General features: G+C 32.0%; 9 protein-coding genes and 1 tRNA gene. 2 read left to right on the forward strand and 8 right to left on the reverse strand.

Features of this window, described 5'->3' with window-relative positions; genetic code table 11:
- Positions 1–294 precede the first annotated feature (294 nt).
- From NBC122_RS13295 to NBC122_RS13330, 8 genes are all read right to left on the reverse strand, one after another.
- On the reverse strand, positions 295–1545 hold the full coding sequence (locus NBC122_RS13295) for a site-specific integrase (RefSeq protein WP_133440838.1): 1251 nt from the start codon (positions 1543–1545) through the stop codon (positions 295–297).
- A 246-nt stretch (positions 1546–1791) separates the two neighbouring features.
- Positions 1792–1865, reverse strand: a tRNA-Asp gene (locus NBC122_RS13300).
- Positions 1866–2455: 590 nt separating this feature from the next.
- On the reverse strand, positions 2456–4552 hold the full coding sequence (locus tag NBC122_RS13305; protein WP_133440839.1) for an SMC family protein: 2097 nt from the start codon (positions 4550–4552) through the stop codon (positions 2456–2458).
- A gap of 3 nt (positions 4553–4555) precedes the next feature.
- The gene (locus NBC122_RS13310) at positions 4556–5002 is read right to left on the reverse strand and encodes a hypothetical protein (protein ID WP_133440840.1); all 447 of its coding nucleotides are present in this window, start codon (positions 5000–5002) and stop codon (positions 4556–4558) included.
- Positions 4995–6122, reverse strand: a complete 1128-nt coding sequence (locus NBC122_RS13315; RefSeq protein ID WP_133440841.1) for a hypothetical protein — start codon at positions 6120–6122, stop codon at positions 4995–4997. Before NBC122_RS13315 ends, NBC122_RS13310 begins: the two co-directional genes overlap by 8 nt.
- Positions 6103–7158: a ComEC/Rec2 family competence protein gene (locus tag NBC122_RS13320; protein WP_133440842.1), complete on the reverse strand. Its 1056-nt coding sequence runs from the start codon at positions 7156–7158 to the stop codon at positions 6103–6105. Before NBC122_RS13320 ends, NBC122_RS13315 begins: the two co-directional genes overlap by 20 nt.
- Before the next feature lie 277 nt (positions 7159–7435).
- A complete protein-coding gene (locus NBC122_RS13325) occupies positions 7436–12304 on the reverse strand; it encodes an NACHT domain-containing protein (protein WP_133440843.1) in 4869 nt (1622 codons plus the stop codon).
- Position 12305: 1 nt separating this feature from the next.
- Positions 12306–13373: a ComEC/Rec2 family competence protein gene (locus NBC122_RS13330; protein ID WP_133440844.1), complete on the reverse strand. Its 1068-nt coding sequence runs from the start codon at positions 13371–13373 to the stop codon at positions 12306–12308.
- A gap of 147 nt (positions 13374–13520) precedes the next feature.
- Here NBC122_RS13330 and NBC122_RS13335 point away from each other — a divergent pair, with 147 nt between their 5' ends.
- Positions 13521–13787, forward strand: coding sequence for a transposase (locus tag NBC122_RS13335; RefSeq protein ID WP_133439681.1), 267 nt, complete (start codon positions 13521–13523; stop codon positions 13785–13787).
- Positions 13788–13810: 23 nt separating this feature from the next.
- Positions 13811–14707: an IS3 family transposase gene (locus tag NBC122_RS13340; protein ID WP_246012384.1), complete on the forward strand. Its 897-nt coding sequence runs from the start codon at positions 13811–13813 to the stop codon at positions 14705–14707.
- Positions 14708–14885 lie beyond the last annotated feature (178 nt).

The raw sequence follows: 14885 nt of genomic DNA on the forward strand, positions 1-14885 counted from the left end.
TTTTGGATCTCGAACCAAAATTAGTCCAATAAGCGGAATATAATCATATTATAAACAGATTCTTCTTTTAAAGCTTTTAAACCTCAACTTTCCTCAAAAATGGAAACAACACATTCAATCCACGATCTAAATACGCAACAAACAAAAGTGCATTTTGAAGCACTTTACTATTACTTATATTAAAATATTTATCATTACTATTATTACTGGTCATCTGGACATTGTGCTGGCATTTGGGACATTTTAGCTCAGGGGTATTTTTTGAATACTTTCTTTTTATAAAAAACCTAATTACTAACCAACTACTTGAGAGTTTGCTGCCACATTCTTTCTATCAACAAATTTTTGTTTCAATAACATCATGTCTTCGCTTACTTTTTTATCCAGAATTTTAGCATAATGCTGGGTAGTTTTAATACTTTTGTGACCCAGCATTTTACTTACACTTTCAATAGAAACCCCATTAGACAAAGTAATAGTCGTTGCAAAAGTATGACGGGCAATATGATAAGTTAATTCTTTATTAATACCACATAAATCTGCTATCTCTTTCAAATAAGCGTTCATTTTTTGATTACTAAGAATAGGGAGTAGCTTTCCATTATTCACACATACAGGATGATTTTTATATTTTTCAATGATTTTTTCAGTTTGAGAAAGCAAAGGAATATTAGAGATCGTTTTAGTTTTCTGACGTTTGGTATAAATCCATTGAGATCCATCTAGTCCCAAATTGATATTGTGATAGGTGAGTTCTTTAGTATCAATATATGCTAATCCAGTGAAACAGCTGAAGAGGAAAATATCTCTTACCAATGACAATCTTTCATTTTTAAAATCTTTAGTAAAAAGCACCTCTATTTCCTTTTCATTGAGAAACATTCTTGTTACTTCATCATACTTGGATTGATAATTCATAAAAGGATCTCTTTCCATCCATCCATTTGCAAGACAAATATGAATAATCTTTCCTAAATTTTTGATATACTTAACAGCAGAATTATTGTTACAGGATTTTTCGGTTCTTAAAAACAGTTCAAAATCATTCAGAAAAGCGTAATCTATTTTCTTAATATCAATGTCTGAAATATTATACTTCCATTTCAAAAACTCTTTGGTGTGCTTTAGAGTGGTTTTATAGCGGGTTAATGTTCCAGGAGCGAACTCCTTCCCTACCAACTTTTCCATTCGGTCATTATGATCCTGAAAAACCGGAACAAGTGTTCTTGAAAGTTCACCTCTACCCAATAGCTTATTTTTAAGCGCTTCACAAGTCACTGTTTCTTTATCCCTCATCAATTCATGATAAGTATCGTAAACTTTTTGCTCAAATGTTTTTAAATAAAAATTAAGCGATTTGCTTTCTTCTGAAGAACCACTCACCTTCTGCATCGCAGAATTCCATTTCAAAGGATTTACAGTACGTTTTGTGCTGATTTCGGATATTTTACCGTCAATCGTAATTCGCAAATAAATAGGAGCTTCTCCCGCAGAATTGACTTTAGCTTTTTTTACATAGAAAAGTAAATTGAATGTCTTGTTCATTTTGATAGGTTTTAAGATTTAAAATTAACTTTAGTAAAACCTAAGCACAAGATGTTCAGTTGCTGAACTACCTCCTGAACACGCTTTATCTGATTTCCAGTGACCTATTTTAACCTGTTTGTACAGGTCACTGAATAGGTCACTTTCAGATTGTGCTTTTTTAACTCTTTTTGAACAACCATAAAACAAAAAAAGCTTTAAAACATACGTTTTAAAGCTTTTTGTACTACTTTGATAATGTAGTTGCGATCCGGACGGGATTCGAACCCGCGACCTCCGCCGTGACAGGGCGGCATTCTAACCAGCTGAACTACCGGATCATTTTTTAAAGTAATGATAAACTTTTATTAAAATTTTTATAAATAAAATGTATTTATAAAAAGCGATCCGGACGGGATTTGTACTTTTTTAGAAAAAACCCTTATCCATAAGCTTTATGCTGTTCTCTTGTTTAATAGGTCACTGAATAGGTCACTTTTATAAACAATGTAGAGAGCGTCGTTTTTACTGGTGCAAATATATAGATTTTTTTATTTGTTGCAAACAAATTATCGTTTATTAAAATTAAATTACTGTAATAATCAGATTATCAAATAACATATTTTCAAACGTTGATTTTTCTTTTAGATTGTAAATTGTAAAAACAACTACTTCAAATGGTGCCTTTTAAAAATATATTGTATTTATTTTAAATAGAACCATTGATACAAACATATCATTAATTATTGTAAAATATTATTGCATTACAAATATAAGGAAATTTTAAAAATATGTATTGCAAAAGTAAAAACAAATGATCATATAATTCTGCAAGATACTCTTCTGATTAAGCAGACAAATGTATTGCATGCATTAGAAGATAGGAAAGTTAAATATTAAGATTAGATTCTATAATAGGTGATATATAAATTTAAATGAGACGTTGAATACATTTATCTTTTCTACCGTTACCATCAATCATATTTAATTTATAATCTTTACCATCGGTTAATCCTGTATCTTTTATCATGGTAAGTAAGTTTATTTCTTTTGCCTCAATAGTTGATCCGTCCAATAATTCTTCTTTTTTAATCTTGTCTTCTTTTGAAATAGCAATAATTACTTGTCTGTTTTTTATTTTTGCAGCTTCTTTTAAAAGCATTTTTAAATCCTCTGTTGCCATAGCATGCTGTCCTGGTTCATCTAAAACCAAAATTCCTAAATGAAATTTAGCCTTTACAAGAAGAGACAAATAAAAAGCCCATTGTGCACGAATAAAATCACTTGCAGAGGACATTAGTCTTATCGGTTGAGGAATTATGCCTGGAGTATTTACGACTGGAAACAACTTGTTATTTTCTTCTGTTGAAATAAAAATTCTACCGAGAATCTCTTTTGAATATCCAAATGATTCCAAATATTTAAGAAAGGTTTTCTGAAATGCGTATGCTAATTCATTATCTTGTGCCTGATGAGATTTCAGTATTTCTCTCCTTTCTTTTATGGCTGATAAATTCTCAGCAAATTCTGTCAAATAAACTTTAAATTGATCAAATTGTACCTTTACTTTTTCCAATTTATTTAACTCAAATCGGTAATTAATCTCATCATTAATTGCAACACGAGAAGGGATTCTGGAATCATCGACAATTTCTTTATCTATGGTTTCAAGATTAATTCTCAAATCACTAATCCGCTCATTATAATAAAGCAGAGTTCTATCAAAACGTTCAAGAAGATTCTTTGCACTTTTAATGTAAGACTCATAAAGACTGCGTTCTGCTTTATAAAATGATAAGGATTTTATAGCATTTACACGCTCAACATTTTGTAATTCAATATCTGGATTTGCCGATAATGAAGAATTACAAACAGGGCAATTTTTTACAGAACCTACATGAAACGTTTCTAAATGATTAATTTTTTGCAAACCTTCCAATACTTCAATCTCTCTTTTAAGCTGTTCTAAAGTGGATTCATACTTTGAAATTTTAGTTTGTTCATTTATTTTTTCCTTCTGGAGAGTATTTATCTCTTCGTTAAGAAATTTTAAATCGGTTCTTAGTTGTATTTGTCTTTGTAGTAACAGGCTATTGCTTTCTTTTAAATCTGTATTAACACTATTTTTTTTCTGCAATTCATCAAAGACAGTTTTTGTATACAATATCACTTGTTCTAAACTCTCGTATTTATCATTTAATGCTCTCGTATTAATTGTTAATTTACTTATCTTTTTTGGTGTCAAATCTGTTGTAAAGATTCTGGGCAAGTTTGGAGTCGAGAAATTATTATAAGCTAATAGTGACTGAAAATTGTCAACTGAATTTGACCAGTAGGTTTTAATTTCTTTTTCCTCTTCTTTTAGTTTATCGAGTTCAAATTCTTCTACAAGACCACTTAACCCCAAAGTAAATTCCACAATCTTTTGCTTTGCTTTTTTTGTGCCAAATATTGGCACTTGTGCAAAAAAGTCGGACCACCCTTTGGTTTGTTCTACGAAAGAACTAGCGAAGATTTGCTGTAAGTACAATATTTTCTGCACTCCGCTTTCACTTTCAAAAACAGGTATATCTATTCCTGAAAAATCAGATAACCAGCGATAAAAGCCACTCTCATGATCACTATCTCCTTTTGCATGAATGAACTTCTCCTCAAAATCACCATCATTTACCTGAACAAAAAGAATGTTAGCATCTTCTCCATAATTTGACTTAATTGAACGTTTTACAATGGCAAAGTCCTTTTTTTCATTGTATAAATGGAGCTCTGCATGAGACTCATCAACTGAAATAGTATTATTCTCATACTTGAAACTACTCTTTAAGCATTCTTTCAAACCATCAGAGTTACCGGTTGCAGCTAACTGTTCCATACCTAGACAGTAATATATGCAGGACAATATAGTAGATTTACCACTGGAATTATCACCAGATATAATATTTAAACCAGCACTAAAATCATATTTAAAACCATATCGTATTTTCTGCTTATCAAGTACTATTGCTTCGATACTTTGGATATTAATCATATTCTACCAGATTAGACGTTGATTTTTAAGTTCATTATTACTCACAGCTTTTGACCAAATTTTTATATCAGAAGAAAGATCCGGCAATATTTTTTCCCTTTCAATTTTTTCTATTAATGCTGAACCTTCTGTTGTTAAACTAAAACTGATTATACTATTAGTTTCTTTAATATCAAGAAAACCTTTCTCAAATGCTATTATTACCATTTTTCGCATTCCATCGGATATATGCCAGGGAGAAGAGAGCAATGTTGATAATTTAGATACATTCAAATTTTTTTTAACTGCATCCAAAATGAATGCAATTTTCTTTAACTGCACAGATAGGGTTTTTCCACCAATTGAATAGTGTAATACAAGAAGAATCATGATAACACTCACGTCATCATTTTCCCAGTATTTTTCAAAAACTTTGATTTTATTCCCTTTAATTTTTAATCTTTCATTCATTTTCTAAAAAACTTAAGCTACAATTCGCAATCCAGTCGCTAATTCCATAATTTGCTAAAATCTTAATATCATCAATACCAAGAATACCTTCAAGACATGATAAAAGATATTCTTCATATGTTTCTTTTATTTTCTTAATACCAGCATTAGCTTCTTGTCTGTTATTAGCAACTATTTCCAAATCTTCCAAAGCATAAGCATTATATGCTTTTGTATACTGGTTAAATATAGTTTCATGCTTTTTTAACTCTGTTGACAAAAATGTTTTGCCAATTATAAGCTTTCTAATAGTATTTTTTCTCATTAGATCTAAACGATCATCACTATAAGCCTTTGCTAATTTCGTATTGATATATTCCAGTTGAGGCTTGTTGATTTCATCCTCAGTCCATTTTGAAATTGCTTCATCATCGGTTTGATCAAAAATCGCATTTATTGAACTTGCTAACAATTTTTTTTCAAGATCAAGTTGACTTGCCGCTCGTATATTAAAATTAAGATTATTCAAAGCCGAAACACTGGTAAATTTTAGCTGACCATCATTACCTTTATTTGGAATATCAGTCATTACACCAAAGCAAATTAGTTCATGATGATTATCTAAAAAAAGACCGGTACCGGACCACCCTCCTAACCAATCACTACCCGATTTATAATCGTTATTCATCAGTAATGCTTTTTCAATTGTACAAAAAAACTTAAAATCGCTTTCTGTACATAATGAATTAAACTGTAGATGTCTCTGAGTGACTACTGTTTTACTTTGCTCATATTTCGCTCGAAAAGTGAATGAATGAGCAGGATTTATTGGTATTGTATAAAATTCAGGACAATGAAATGACTTAAGATCAGAACCGCATTCCAACTTAAGGATTACTATATCATGAGCTTTAGCAAAGTTCATATCACAAATACATTCCTTAATATCATGCTTTATTCCGAGATGATCTTCAACTTTCCAAAAATCAGGATCAAATACCTGATCAAAATTTTTCCCATAAATATTATGACCCGCCGTCAAACATAAAAATTCACCATCAAGTGGAAATATTACTGAACATCCCACAAAACTGCCATTTTTAATCAAAAGACCGGTTGTCTTATTCAAATGTTCCATCATCTTTCTTTTTGACAATTTCTAATTGATCAATCTCTTTAAATTCAATATTAAAACGTTCATCTTCAGAAAGCAATTTATCTATATCTAAAGAATAATTTGAGTAAATGACTATAGGCTTATCTCTGGAGGAACGACCATATTCTGATATTAAAATTAGGGTCTCTCGCGAAGGATGATAATACGGTCCGCTGCTATCAGTCGAAATCAGATAGTCAGAACAATCGATGATCTCAAGGAGTCGTTTGGTCGTATTATATTTTGCACCGTGATGGCTTATCTTCAACATTTCCAAAGGTAATTTATTATCGGGGGTGTAACCTTGATCAGAAAGCTCATCCGCAACAAGATCAGGATTAGAATCACCCATAAAAAGTATATTCGCATCGTTAAAGCTCAACACAAATGCAATTGAGGATGAATTTAATAGGTCTTTGTTCCACTGATGTGGCTGGGGAGCGTTATTTAAGATATCATCTTTTGATCGATTGTTTGAAATACCTTTCGCACTGACCTTATCATTGTCCTCAAGTTTTTTATCAAGATAATTTTGATATATTTCTCTAGCAGTCCATTCCTCAATTAGCTTTTTAAGAACCTCGCTAGTCGGAGATAAAATCTTTAATTGCAACCCATTTAGATGTAATATATTGTCTTCATATTGGTATAAGAATAAAGGACGAGGGGTAATTCCTGTTTCTTTTAGCAACTCTTCTAGATTAATCCCATGCTCTATACCGACTTTATCCGACTGTTCAGGAGTGATTAAAAGCTGTGGTGTATTCATATAAAATCCTACTGACGGATTTATTGGCTGCTGATCATCATTTAACCATTTAAAGATACCACCAATATGATCATAATCTACATGTGTAATCACAATGCTATCATTCTCGGTAAAATCTCTAACTAATGGCCCAAAGAAACGATAAGTACCTTCGATTCCCGAGTCAATTAGTAATCGATGTGTCTGACCTTTTTCCCAAGTGAGTAAGAAACAATCTCCCTTCCCGGCTTTAAAGCATCTTAAATTAAGCATCTAAGTATATAATTTTTTGCTTATTAGTATTATAACAAGCATATAGTTATTAATTTTAACGAAAAATACAAAAATCTTTTAAACAATGGATAAATATTTACGCACACAGTTAAGGATTAGCACAAATCAAAGTTAATTTTTAGATTTAAGTAAAAGTAACAAGTAGTATTCAAAAAAATTTACGGTAAACCGTAAGTAACATTTCAAGATAAAAAAAGGCAACATTACAATCGACATTTACAACCAAATTGTTTTCAAATTTTTGCTTTCTTAAATTCTATTTATACTGAAGTAATTCTTCTCGTAGCATATAGGCTTTGGGAGAACTTCTTTTGACTAGAAAATCTAAAATAAATAGAAAGTCAGCTAAAATATTTTTATCTCTTTTTATTTTACCACCATATCTATAAAAAGCTTTCTCAACGAATTTTTCTAAAATATTGTTCTCGACCTGCTCAGCATTTTGGCTCTGCAGCATCGGCACAATCCATGATATTGAGTCAGGCATAAAATTATGAAATGCAATGCCGCTTAAAAATTTAATAGATGAGTTAATTCTGTTGAATCCTAAAGTAGTTATAAAATCTTTGAAATATAAACTTCTACCATCCAATACTGACCATTTGTCAGAGCTCTCCACCCAATCAATATCAAAAAGAAAAACTGGTAAAAATCTTGCATTATTATTGCTAATCATCCAATCTTCAAGAAATTCCCAAAATATCCAGAAATTTTCGAGTTGAATTCTACCTATTGCTGCTCTAATAAACTCTTCAACTAACTTATATATAAATTTTAAATAATCATCGGGAATACTTTTTTCAGGTGTTTCTATACTTGAATCAAGTATTTCTTTTAAAAGAGGTAATGAAACTTCTGTAGGCTGATTCAGTAGATATCGTGGATAAAAAAAAGTGAATGCGTGCCTACTTTCATAAAAATCCAGCATACTTGATTTGGGATTATTTAGAAAATTAACGTGTAGTGTCAGGACATCCTGAATGAATTTGTGATGAACAGGAAGAGCTGTATTCCACGAGATGATCCGGAGCATATCATCCAAGTACCACTGAGTGTTCACGTCCAATGAAACGATAATTTCATCAGGAGCGCTTATACTTCCATTGATAACAGATGCAATTAAGACTTCCGACCAATTGTCTTCTTCCGATTTACGAAGGTCACTAGCACTTAATTTTCCCTGATGATATAGCATTCGCTTTCTTTCGCTTTCTTTATCTTGTGCTTTTAGAATTTTGATAGCTTCCGCTAATCCATACCAACAACTTAATACGAACGCTGGCTCGACTAATGCTAGATCATTTACAACTGCATGTTGCAATGCAATTCGCTCTCTTTCATCCAAACCTTTTAAAAGCAGACCGAAAATTAATTCCTTAACCTTCAGTTTTAAATATGGCACAATATCAACCTTAAAAATATAGCATAATCCTTTTAAAGGAGGTATATTATCCAATAAATCAAAGTTAATAGGGTATGGATCTATTTTAGATAATTTTTTTTCTTCTAAATTGATGATAGTTTCACAACACCATACAATTTCTTCAGTTTGAAGCTGATCAGTAAAATCACGAAGAGCAATAGATGCCATAACACCTGGGGCAACCATTATTTCCCGTTCACCATCTAGTTTCAAAATAAATTCATAACCTTTTTTCCAAGTTTCATAATTATAATCAGCAACCTCTTTATAGTCGAAAGCATTTCTTGCCCAAGTCGTATTAGCTGTTGGAATTGTATAATTTGTCCCGCTTTCTACTAAATTTCTAATTGTATCATCATATCCGGGAACTATCTGAACATAATTTCCGTTTTGATCGAAATGTTTAAATTCATATTTTCTGGCATCCATATCAAATAAAAATTTTTTAAAAAGCCAATCATCTTCCTTAACATTCTCCCACATTTTGTCAACCTGTTTATATAAAAGTTCATTAAAATCTCTTTGATAAAACATATAATCAGCAACAAATCCAACTAGGCCGATATAGTATTTGTTGCGATGAATCCTGCCGTTTGATGCAATACGTTCTTTTCTTTCAAATTCATTGTCATTATAAACATGGTTTCTTATCATATCCGAAGTAGACCGTGTAGAATCCCATTTAAAAAACAATTGAACTCCTAACATTGAAACAGAAGTTTCATCAACCAAATTGGGGAATGCCTGTAAGATACTAGAGACCACTCCTAAAACAGCAACATTATTAGACTCTCTTATCAGCCTGCCTAAAAATGTGCGAGCAATTGTAAAATCTTTCCTATCTCCAATCTCTAATAAAGTTTTTTCAAGGGCCATCAGCGATGATATTAAAACCTTATCATAAATTGAAAATCCTCGATACATAGACCAATACTCATAATTTCCATAGTATCTAACAGACGATCCATCTTCAAAAACAATATTAATACATTCCACCTCTCTCTTGTTTAGAGATAAAAGGATTTCATAATTTTTTTCAAAAGCAGTATTTAAAAAGTAAATAAGGAAATCAAGAGCTTTTTCACCGTGATACAAAAACATCCAATAAAAAAAAGTCTGATAACCAGATGGTAATCCATAATCATATTCTAAATCTTTGTTTAAACCAAAATCATTTACTTTAGGTTCCCGAATCAGCATACTATTAATACTTCCCGGTGTATATTTTTCTTCTTTTTTAGCCCAGTCTTCGGTAGCTATTTGAATAACTTCTTCAGGGAAAAAGCGACAAATTTGATCCGAAATTACACCTCCGGTAATATAAGCTCTTATTTCCCGTAAAAATGCAGGATCAGTCCATCTTTCATTGCCTGTCTCAGGACTCATGCAAGCTTGAATTATGGAAGCAATAAGTTCCTTGTCAGCTTCCGTCAATTTAAAAAGAATTTCAATATATTTTTTTAAGTATTCAGAAGATCTCCTACCCAATCTCCTTTGAACTGAACGAGCCTGCAGCCTAAAAATAAAATCTTCCAACAAAAAAGCAGCACTTTTTGCACCGGCTGGAAGTATGCCTTGGTTAAATTCAGGGAGCTGTTTTGACCATGATTCAATAAGACTCAAATGTTTTAATTCAAAATTTTGAAGTTTAATTTCATTAATATTCGTTTTAATAAAATCAATTATATAATCCCATCCGGAACCAACTGGCAGAAGATCACTAAAATTTCTTTTTTTAGGATCTATTTTTTTACAACCCGTTTGTAATAAATAGATTATGCGATCCAGCAATTTTGCTCCATCTTCAAGAAGCTGTACTTTTAAACTATCCAAAAGTACTTTCGAATGATTTGATCTAAGCGAAACAATCAGTAACTCATCTTTCCATGACGGGAACAAAGTATCATCACTTAAAAGCTCGTGCATAAAATATACGGATGCCTCCGGTTCATATTCATAAAACTCTTCCATCCATAATCTGAATGCCCTTCTCATGGCTGGAGTATTTTCTATTGAAAGTAAAAAATCTTTTGAGTTCGGAATCTCTGATTTTTGATGTCTTATAAATCTGATCAGTGCCCAATCTTCCAATATATCGTGAGATGGACTATAAGCATTAGCATCGGACATATCATCCAACTGTAGAATATTATCTTTAACAAGATCAGTGGTAACAGTGTCATCGCCCTCATATGTTGTAAAAAGAGACATTTCTCTAGATCTTTTAAGACAAATCTCATAGAAAACAGTTCCGCGTCTTGTTTGATTATTTTCGACAATATGTTGCCACATCAATTTTTTAAATTTTAATTCGTCTAGTTGTCGTTCATTTAATAATTGCGGCATGATGCGGACTGCCTTATCCAAGTAATATGGAGTATGTAATAAGCTCTTAACTTTAGGGTTTTCCAATAAAGAACTAATTTCAGGTATATTTTCACAAATAAGTTCCATTTCCTGATCATTAAACTCGTTCACTTGAAAATAAGAAGTAGTTTCAGGAAGCTCATAATAATAATTGATCCTGAATTTTTGCAAGAGGTAATCTCTAATGGTTAAGATTACAGTTATATTAGGGTTTTTCGATACCAGTTCAAGCAATTCATTAAATGCTCCTGAAATGTCGGATTCTACAATCTTTTCGAAACTCTCAATCCAAATCAGAAAATACTTATTTGATAGAGGACTTAATAATAATTGCTGAATACCCACTTTACATCTAGAATTTTCTAGAGCTTCGCTTAGTGTATCACAATAAAGATTCTCCGGTGTAAAAGTTAAAATTGTGTGATCTCCTGTTGCCTTTAAATGTGCAACAGTTGATTTCGTTAATGCAGATTTTCCAACCCCAGGATTTCCATGAACCACTACAATATTATTATCTTTAATTAACTTCAATAAACCTTTATTGTCACGAGGAACGTTATAATCACCAATTTTTTCACGTGTTCTTGCATTGACTGTTTTTTCATTCTTTTGTATTTCCTCAAAACTGGTAAGAACTTCCTGATTCGTTTCCGGATATATACTTTCAATTGGGCTGAATTTAGGCGGAATTATTTTGTTGTAAGCCAAAATTTTTGTTACTGTAAAAACACCACTATCTTCGTAAGTGTGAACAATTCCTGTGAAATAAATATTACCATATAAAAGTGAATAAGCGCCACTCCCAGATATACCTTCAACATTTTCAAGTGCCTGCTGATAATAAGTATCCATAGGATTTTCAGCCTGTAAAAGAAATCTACTAGTATTACTTTTATCATCTTCTATAAATTTCATTCGAAATGGGCGATCAGCTTCTTGATTATTAAAATTAGCAAATCCACGAATATGATAATTAAGAATTGAATCCTCTGTGTCAATCACCTGGCAAAAAAATTGTTTACCGGTAAGGGGAATAATATCCTTTTTTAAAAGAATTAACAATGCAATATCTTCTTCATTTTCTGAAACCTTCACGATATCAGTTTCAGTCAAATTATAGGAATGAAATGTCGATGTCTCCTCATTAAAGATCTTTTCAAGTTTAATATCTGTAGTAGTAAATTCTTTATTGAAATCCTTTCCCTTCAGACAGTGTTTGGCAGTCATTACGTAGACATAGTCTAAATCGGGATCGGGGAAATATATAACAGCTGTTCCGACTTCACCATTACAGATAATTTTAATTGTTGCAAGTTGCGGTATATTTTGCTTCATATTATTCAGTTATAGGTAAATAAGCAAGAATTTCACTTTCTAATCCCAGCTGCGAATAGCTGCAATTAAAATTATAATTTTCCAATGCATCGTTATCAACATCAAACATTTCCCTCAGTTCTTGGGTATCACAAGCAAAATGAATATTTATGATTTCGGAATCTCTTTTATCATTAGTAATTACCCGAACAATTGCCTCCTTATCCGGATGCCGGTTATGAATACCATTGCCTGTTATAACATAAGAATTAGTTTGAACAATTTCTAATAATTCAGGACTTGTATTTGCTTTACTGCCATGATGCGACAACTGCATAAACTGAGCTTTTACAGGATTATCTTTTGAGAAACCTAGAGTCTTAAGGCTGTCAACGATATCTGAAGGATGGCTGTCAGCAAGCAACAGTACGTTTACTTCACCGAATTGAGCAAGAACAGCAATGGAACTGCCATTAATAGGATTTGTATCAGTATTAAATTTAATACCTCTTAGTTCATCTATGCTCTTTTTGTGATCAGACTGAATTTCAGTTCTGCCAACTTTTCCATTACTTTCTTCTTTTTTCCATAGTTCAGTCGCAACAGCTTCCTTCTCTGGTGTAGGTGAGAGAATAGTTATTTTTAAACCATAACATTCAAGAGGATTGGTTATCGTATTTATTGGCACTGTGGTAAGAAGATTATGCTTAGCCAGAAAATCTCTAAGGATAATACCATCTCCGACCGAAATTTTGCCATTAGATTCTTTTATTATTTCAGGTGAATGATTGAATAAAAAATTCTTCACGACATTTTGTTTATTGTCAATTCTTTTATCGGCGACAAAACCTTTTACAGCACCTATATGATCACGATCTATATGGCTAATTATCCAATTTTCAATCTGTTCACCTAAAGTTAGAATTTCTTTAATTAATGGGGCAAAGGAATTTTTATATTCTCTACCATATCCACCATCAATAAGTATATTATGCCAATTGGAATCATTTCCTAAAAAACGAATAAAAATTGCATCTCCACCGCCTATGTCAAAAAAATGAAAACTAATTTGATGTGTTTTTTGAGTCATAAAATAATGATTATTTATATTTCTTTCTTTTTCCTAAAAGTTATTTAAATTAGGAAGGAATTTATGCATTACTTAAATAAAAATCCATTTGTAATCTTCCCCAAAAATAGGATCATTTAAAAATATAGTTTTTAAATTTGAAAGACTATGAAAAACAGTAAATTTTCAGAAGTTCAGATCATCAAGATATTATCTGAACAAAATCAGGGAAAAACGGTAAATGAGATTTGCCGGGAGCATGGAATTAGCCAGCCAACCTTTTACAAGTGGAAGAGCAAATATGGTGGATTGGATGTTCAGCAACTTTCAAAAATGAAAGAGATGGAAAAGCAACTTTCGCAATATAAAAAGATCGTAGCTGAGCAAACTTTGGAGATTGTCGTCTTAAAAGATGTGATCGAAAAAAAGCTCTAACGCCTTGTGAGAAGCGTGAGTTGGTGGATTATTCGAAAGAAATCCATAACATGAGTTTGCGCAAGGCGTGCAAAGTGTTCAGTTTAAGAAGTTCAGTTTATTATTATCGTCAGGTATTTAAAAGTTCAGATGATGAAATCCGTGCAGAACTTATTTTACTTGCAGATTCTAATCAAACGTGGGGCTTTTGGATGATGCACAATCGGTTGAAAAACTTAGGCTTTGGATGGAATCACAAAAGGGTTTATCGGATTTATAAGTCGATGAGATTAAATTTGCGAAGTAAAAGGAAAAAGCGGCTTCCAGCACGGATAAAACAACCACTGGTTCGCCCCATCTATCCGAACGTTACTTGGAGCATGGATTTTATGCACGACAGTTTGGAAAATGGCAAAAGCGTGAGAACCCTTAATATCATTGACGATTTTAACAGAGAGATTTTAAACATCACTATTGACAGCAGCTTGCCCTCTGCAAAAGTAATCTCGCAATTGGAACAATTAATTGAATGGCGGGGAAAACCTGAAAAAATAAGAGTGGACAACGGACCGGAATTTATTGCAGAAAAAATGAAAGATTATTGCAACAAAGAGAATATCGAACTAGCCTTCATTCAACCAGGGAAACCTACACAAAACTCATTGATTGAGAGATTTAACAGAACATTCCGGACAGAGTTTTTAAGTGTTTACCTCTTTGAGAACATCAAACAAATGAGAAATTATGCAGAAATATGGATGTGGATGTACAATAATGAGAGACCGCATAGTGCGTTACAATACCTTACACCACGGGATTTTTTATTGAAATATGGAAAACTCAATCAAAATAGCGCAAATGAGTTTCCCACATTCCAACAAAATTTCAACAACGACAACAATAAAATATTAACAAAAAACTCTACTTTTGAGTGTGCCTAAACAAGGGAAGATTACACATTAAAGGAAGATTACAGTGGCAATAGCTACTGCAGCACCAATTATTATTGTTGCTACAATACCAAAATTTCCGCTTGGATCGGTAAAAGTAAGGGATTATTAAATACGTACGAATATCAGTCATAACTCTACGTATTAAAAGGATCTTGAAAGTAATTAT

This window comes from Chryseobacterium salivictor (assembly GCF_004359195.1).
GTDB classification, from domain to species: Bacteria; Bacteroidota; Bacteroidia; order Flavobacteriales; family Weeksellaceae; genus Kaistella; species Kaistella salivictor.

Coding starts and splice junctions, on each gene's coding strand:
- NBC122_RS13320 (WP_133440842.1), bottom strand. CDS start 7,158: ATGCTTAATTTAAGATGCTTTAAAGCCGGGAAGGGAGATTGTTTCTTA.
- NBC122_RS13330 (WP_133440844.1), bottom strand. CDS start 13,373: ATGACTCAAAAAACACATCAAATTAGTTTTCATTTTTTTGACATAGGC.
- NBC122_RS13325 (WP_133440843.1), bottom strand. CDS start 12,304: ATGAAGCAAAATATACCGCAACTTGCAACAATTAAAATTATCTGTAAT.
- NBC122_RS13305 (WP_133440839.1), bottom strand. CDS start 4,552: ATGATTAATATCCAAAGTATCGAAGCAATAGTACTTGATAAGCAGAAA.
- NBC122_RS13310 (WP_133440840.1), bottom strand. CDS start 5,002: ATGAATGAAAGATTAAAAATTAAAGGGAATAAAATCAAAGTTTTTGAA.
- NBC122_RS13295 (WP_133440838.1), bottom strand. CDS start 1,545: ATGAACAAGACATTCAATTTACTTTTCTATGTAAAAAAAGCTAAAGTC.
- NBC122_RS13335 (WP_133439681.1), top strand. CDS start 13,521: ATGAAAAACAGTAAATTTTCAGAAGTTCAGATCATCAAGATATTATCT.
- NBC122_RS13315 (WP_133440841.1), bottom strand. CDS start 6,122: ATGATGGAACATTTGAATAAGACAACCGGTCTTTTGATTAAAAATGGC.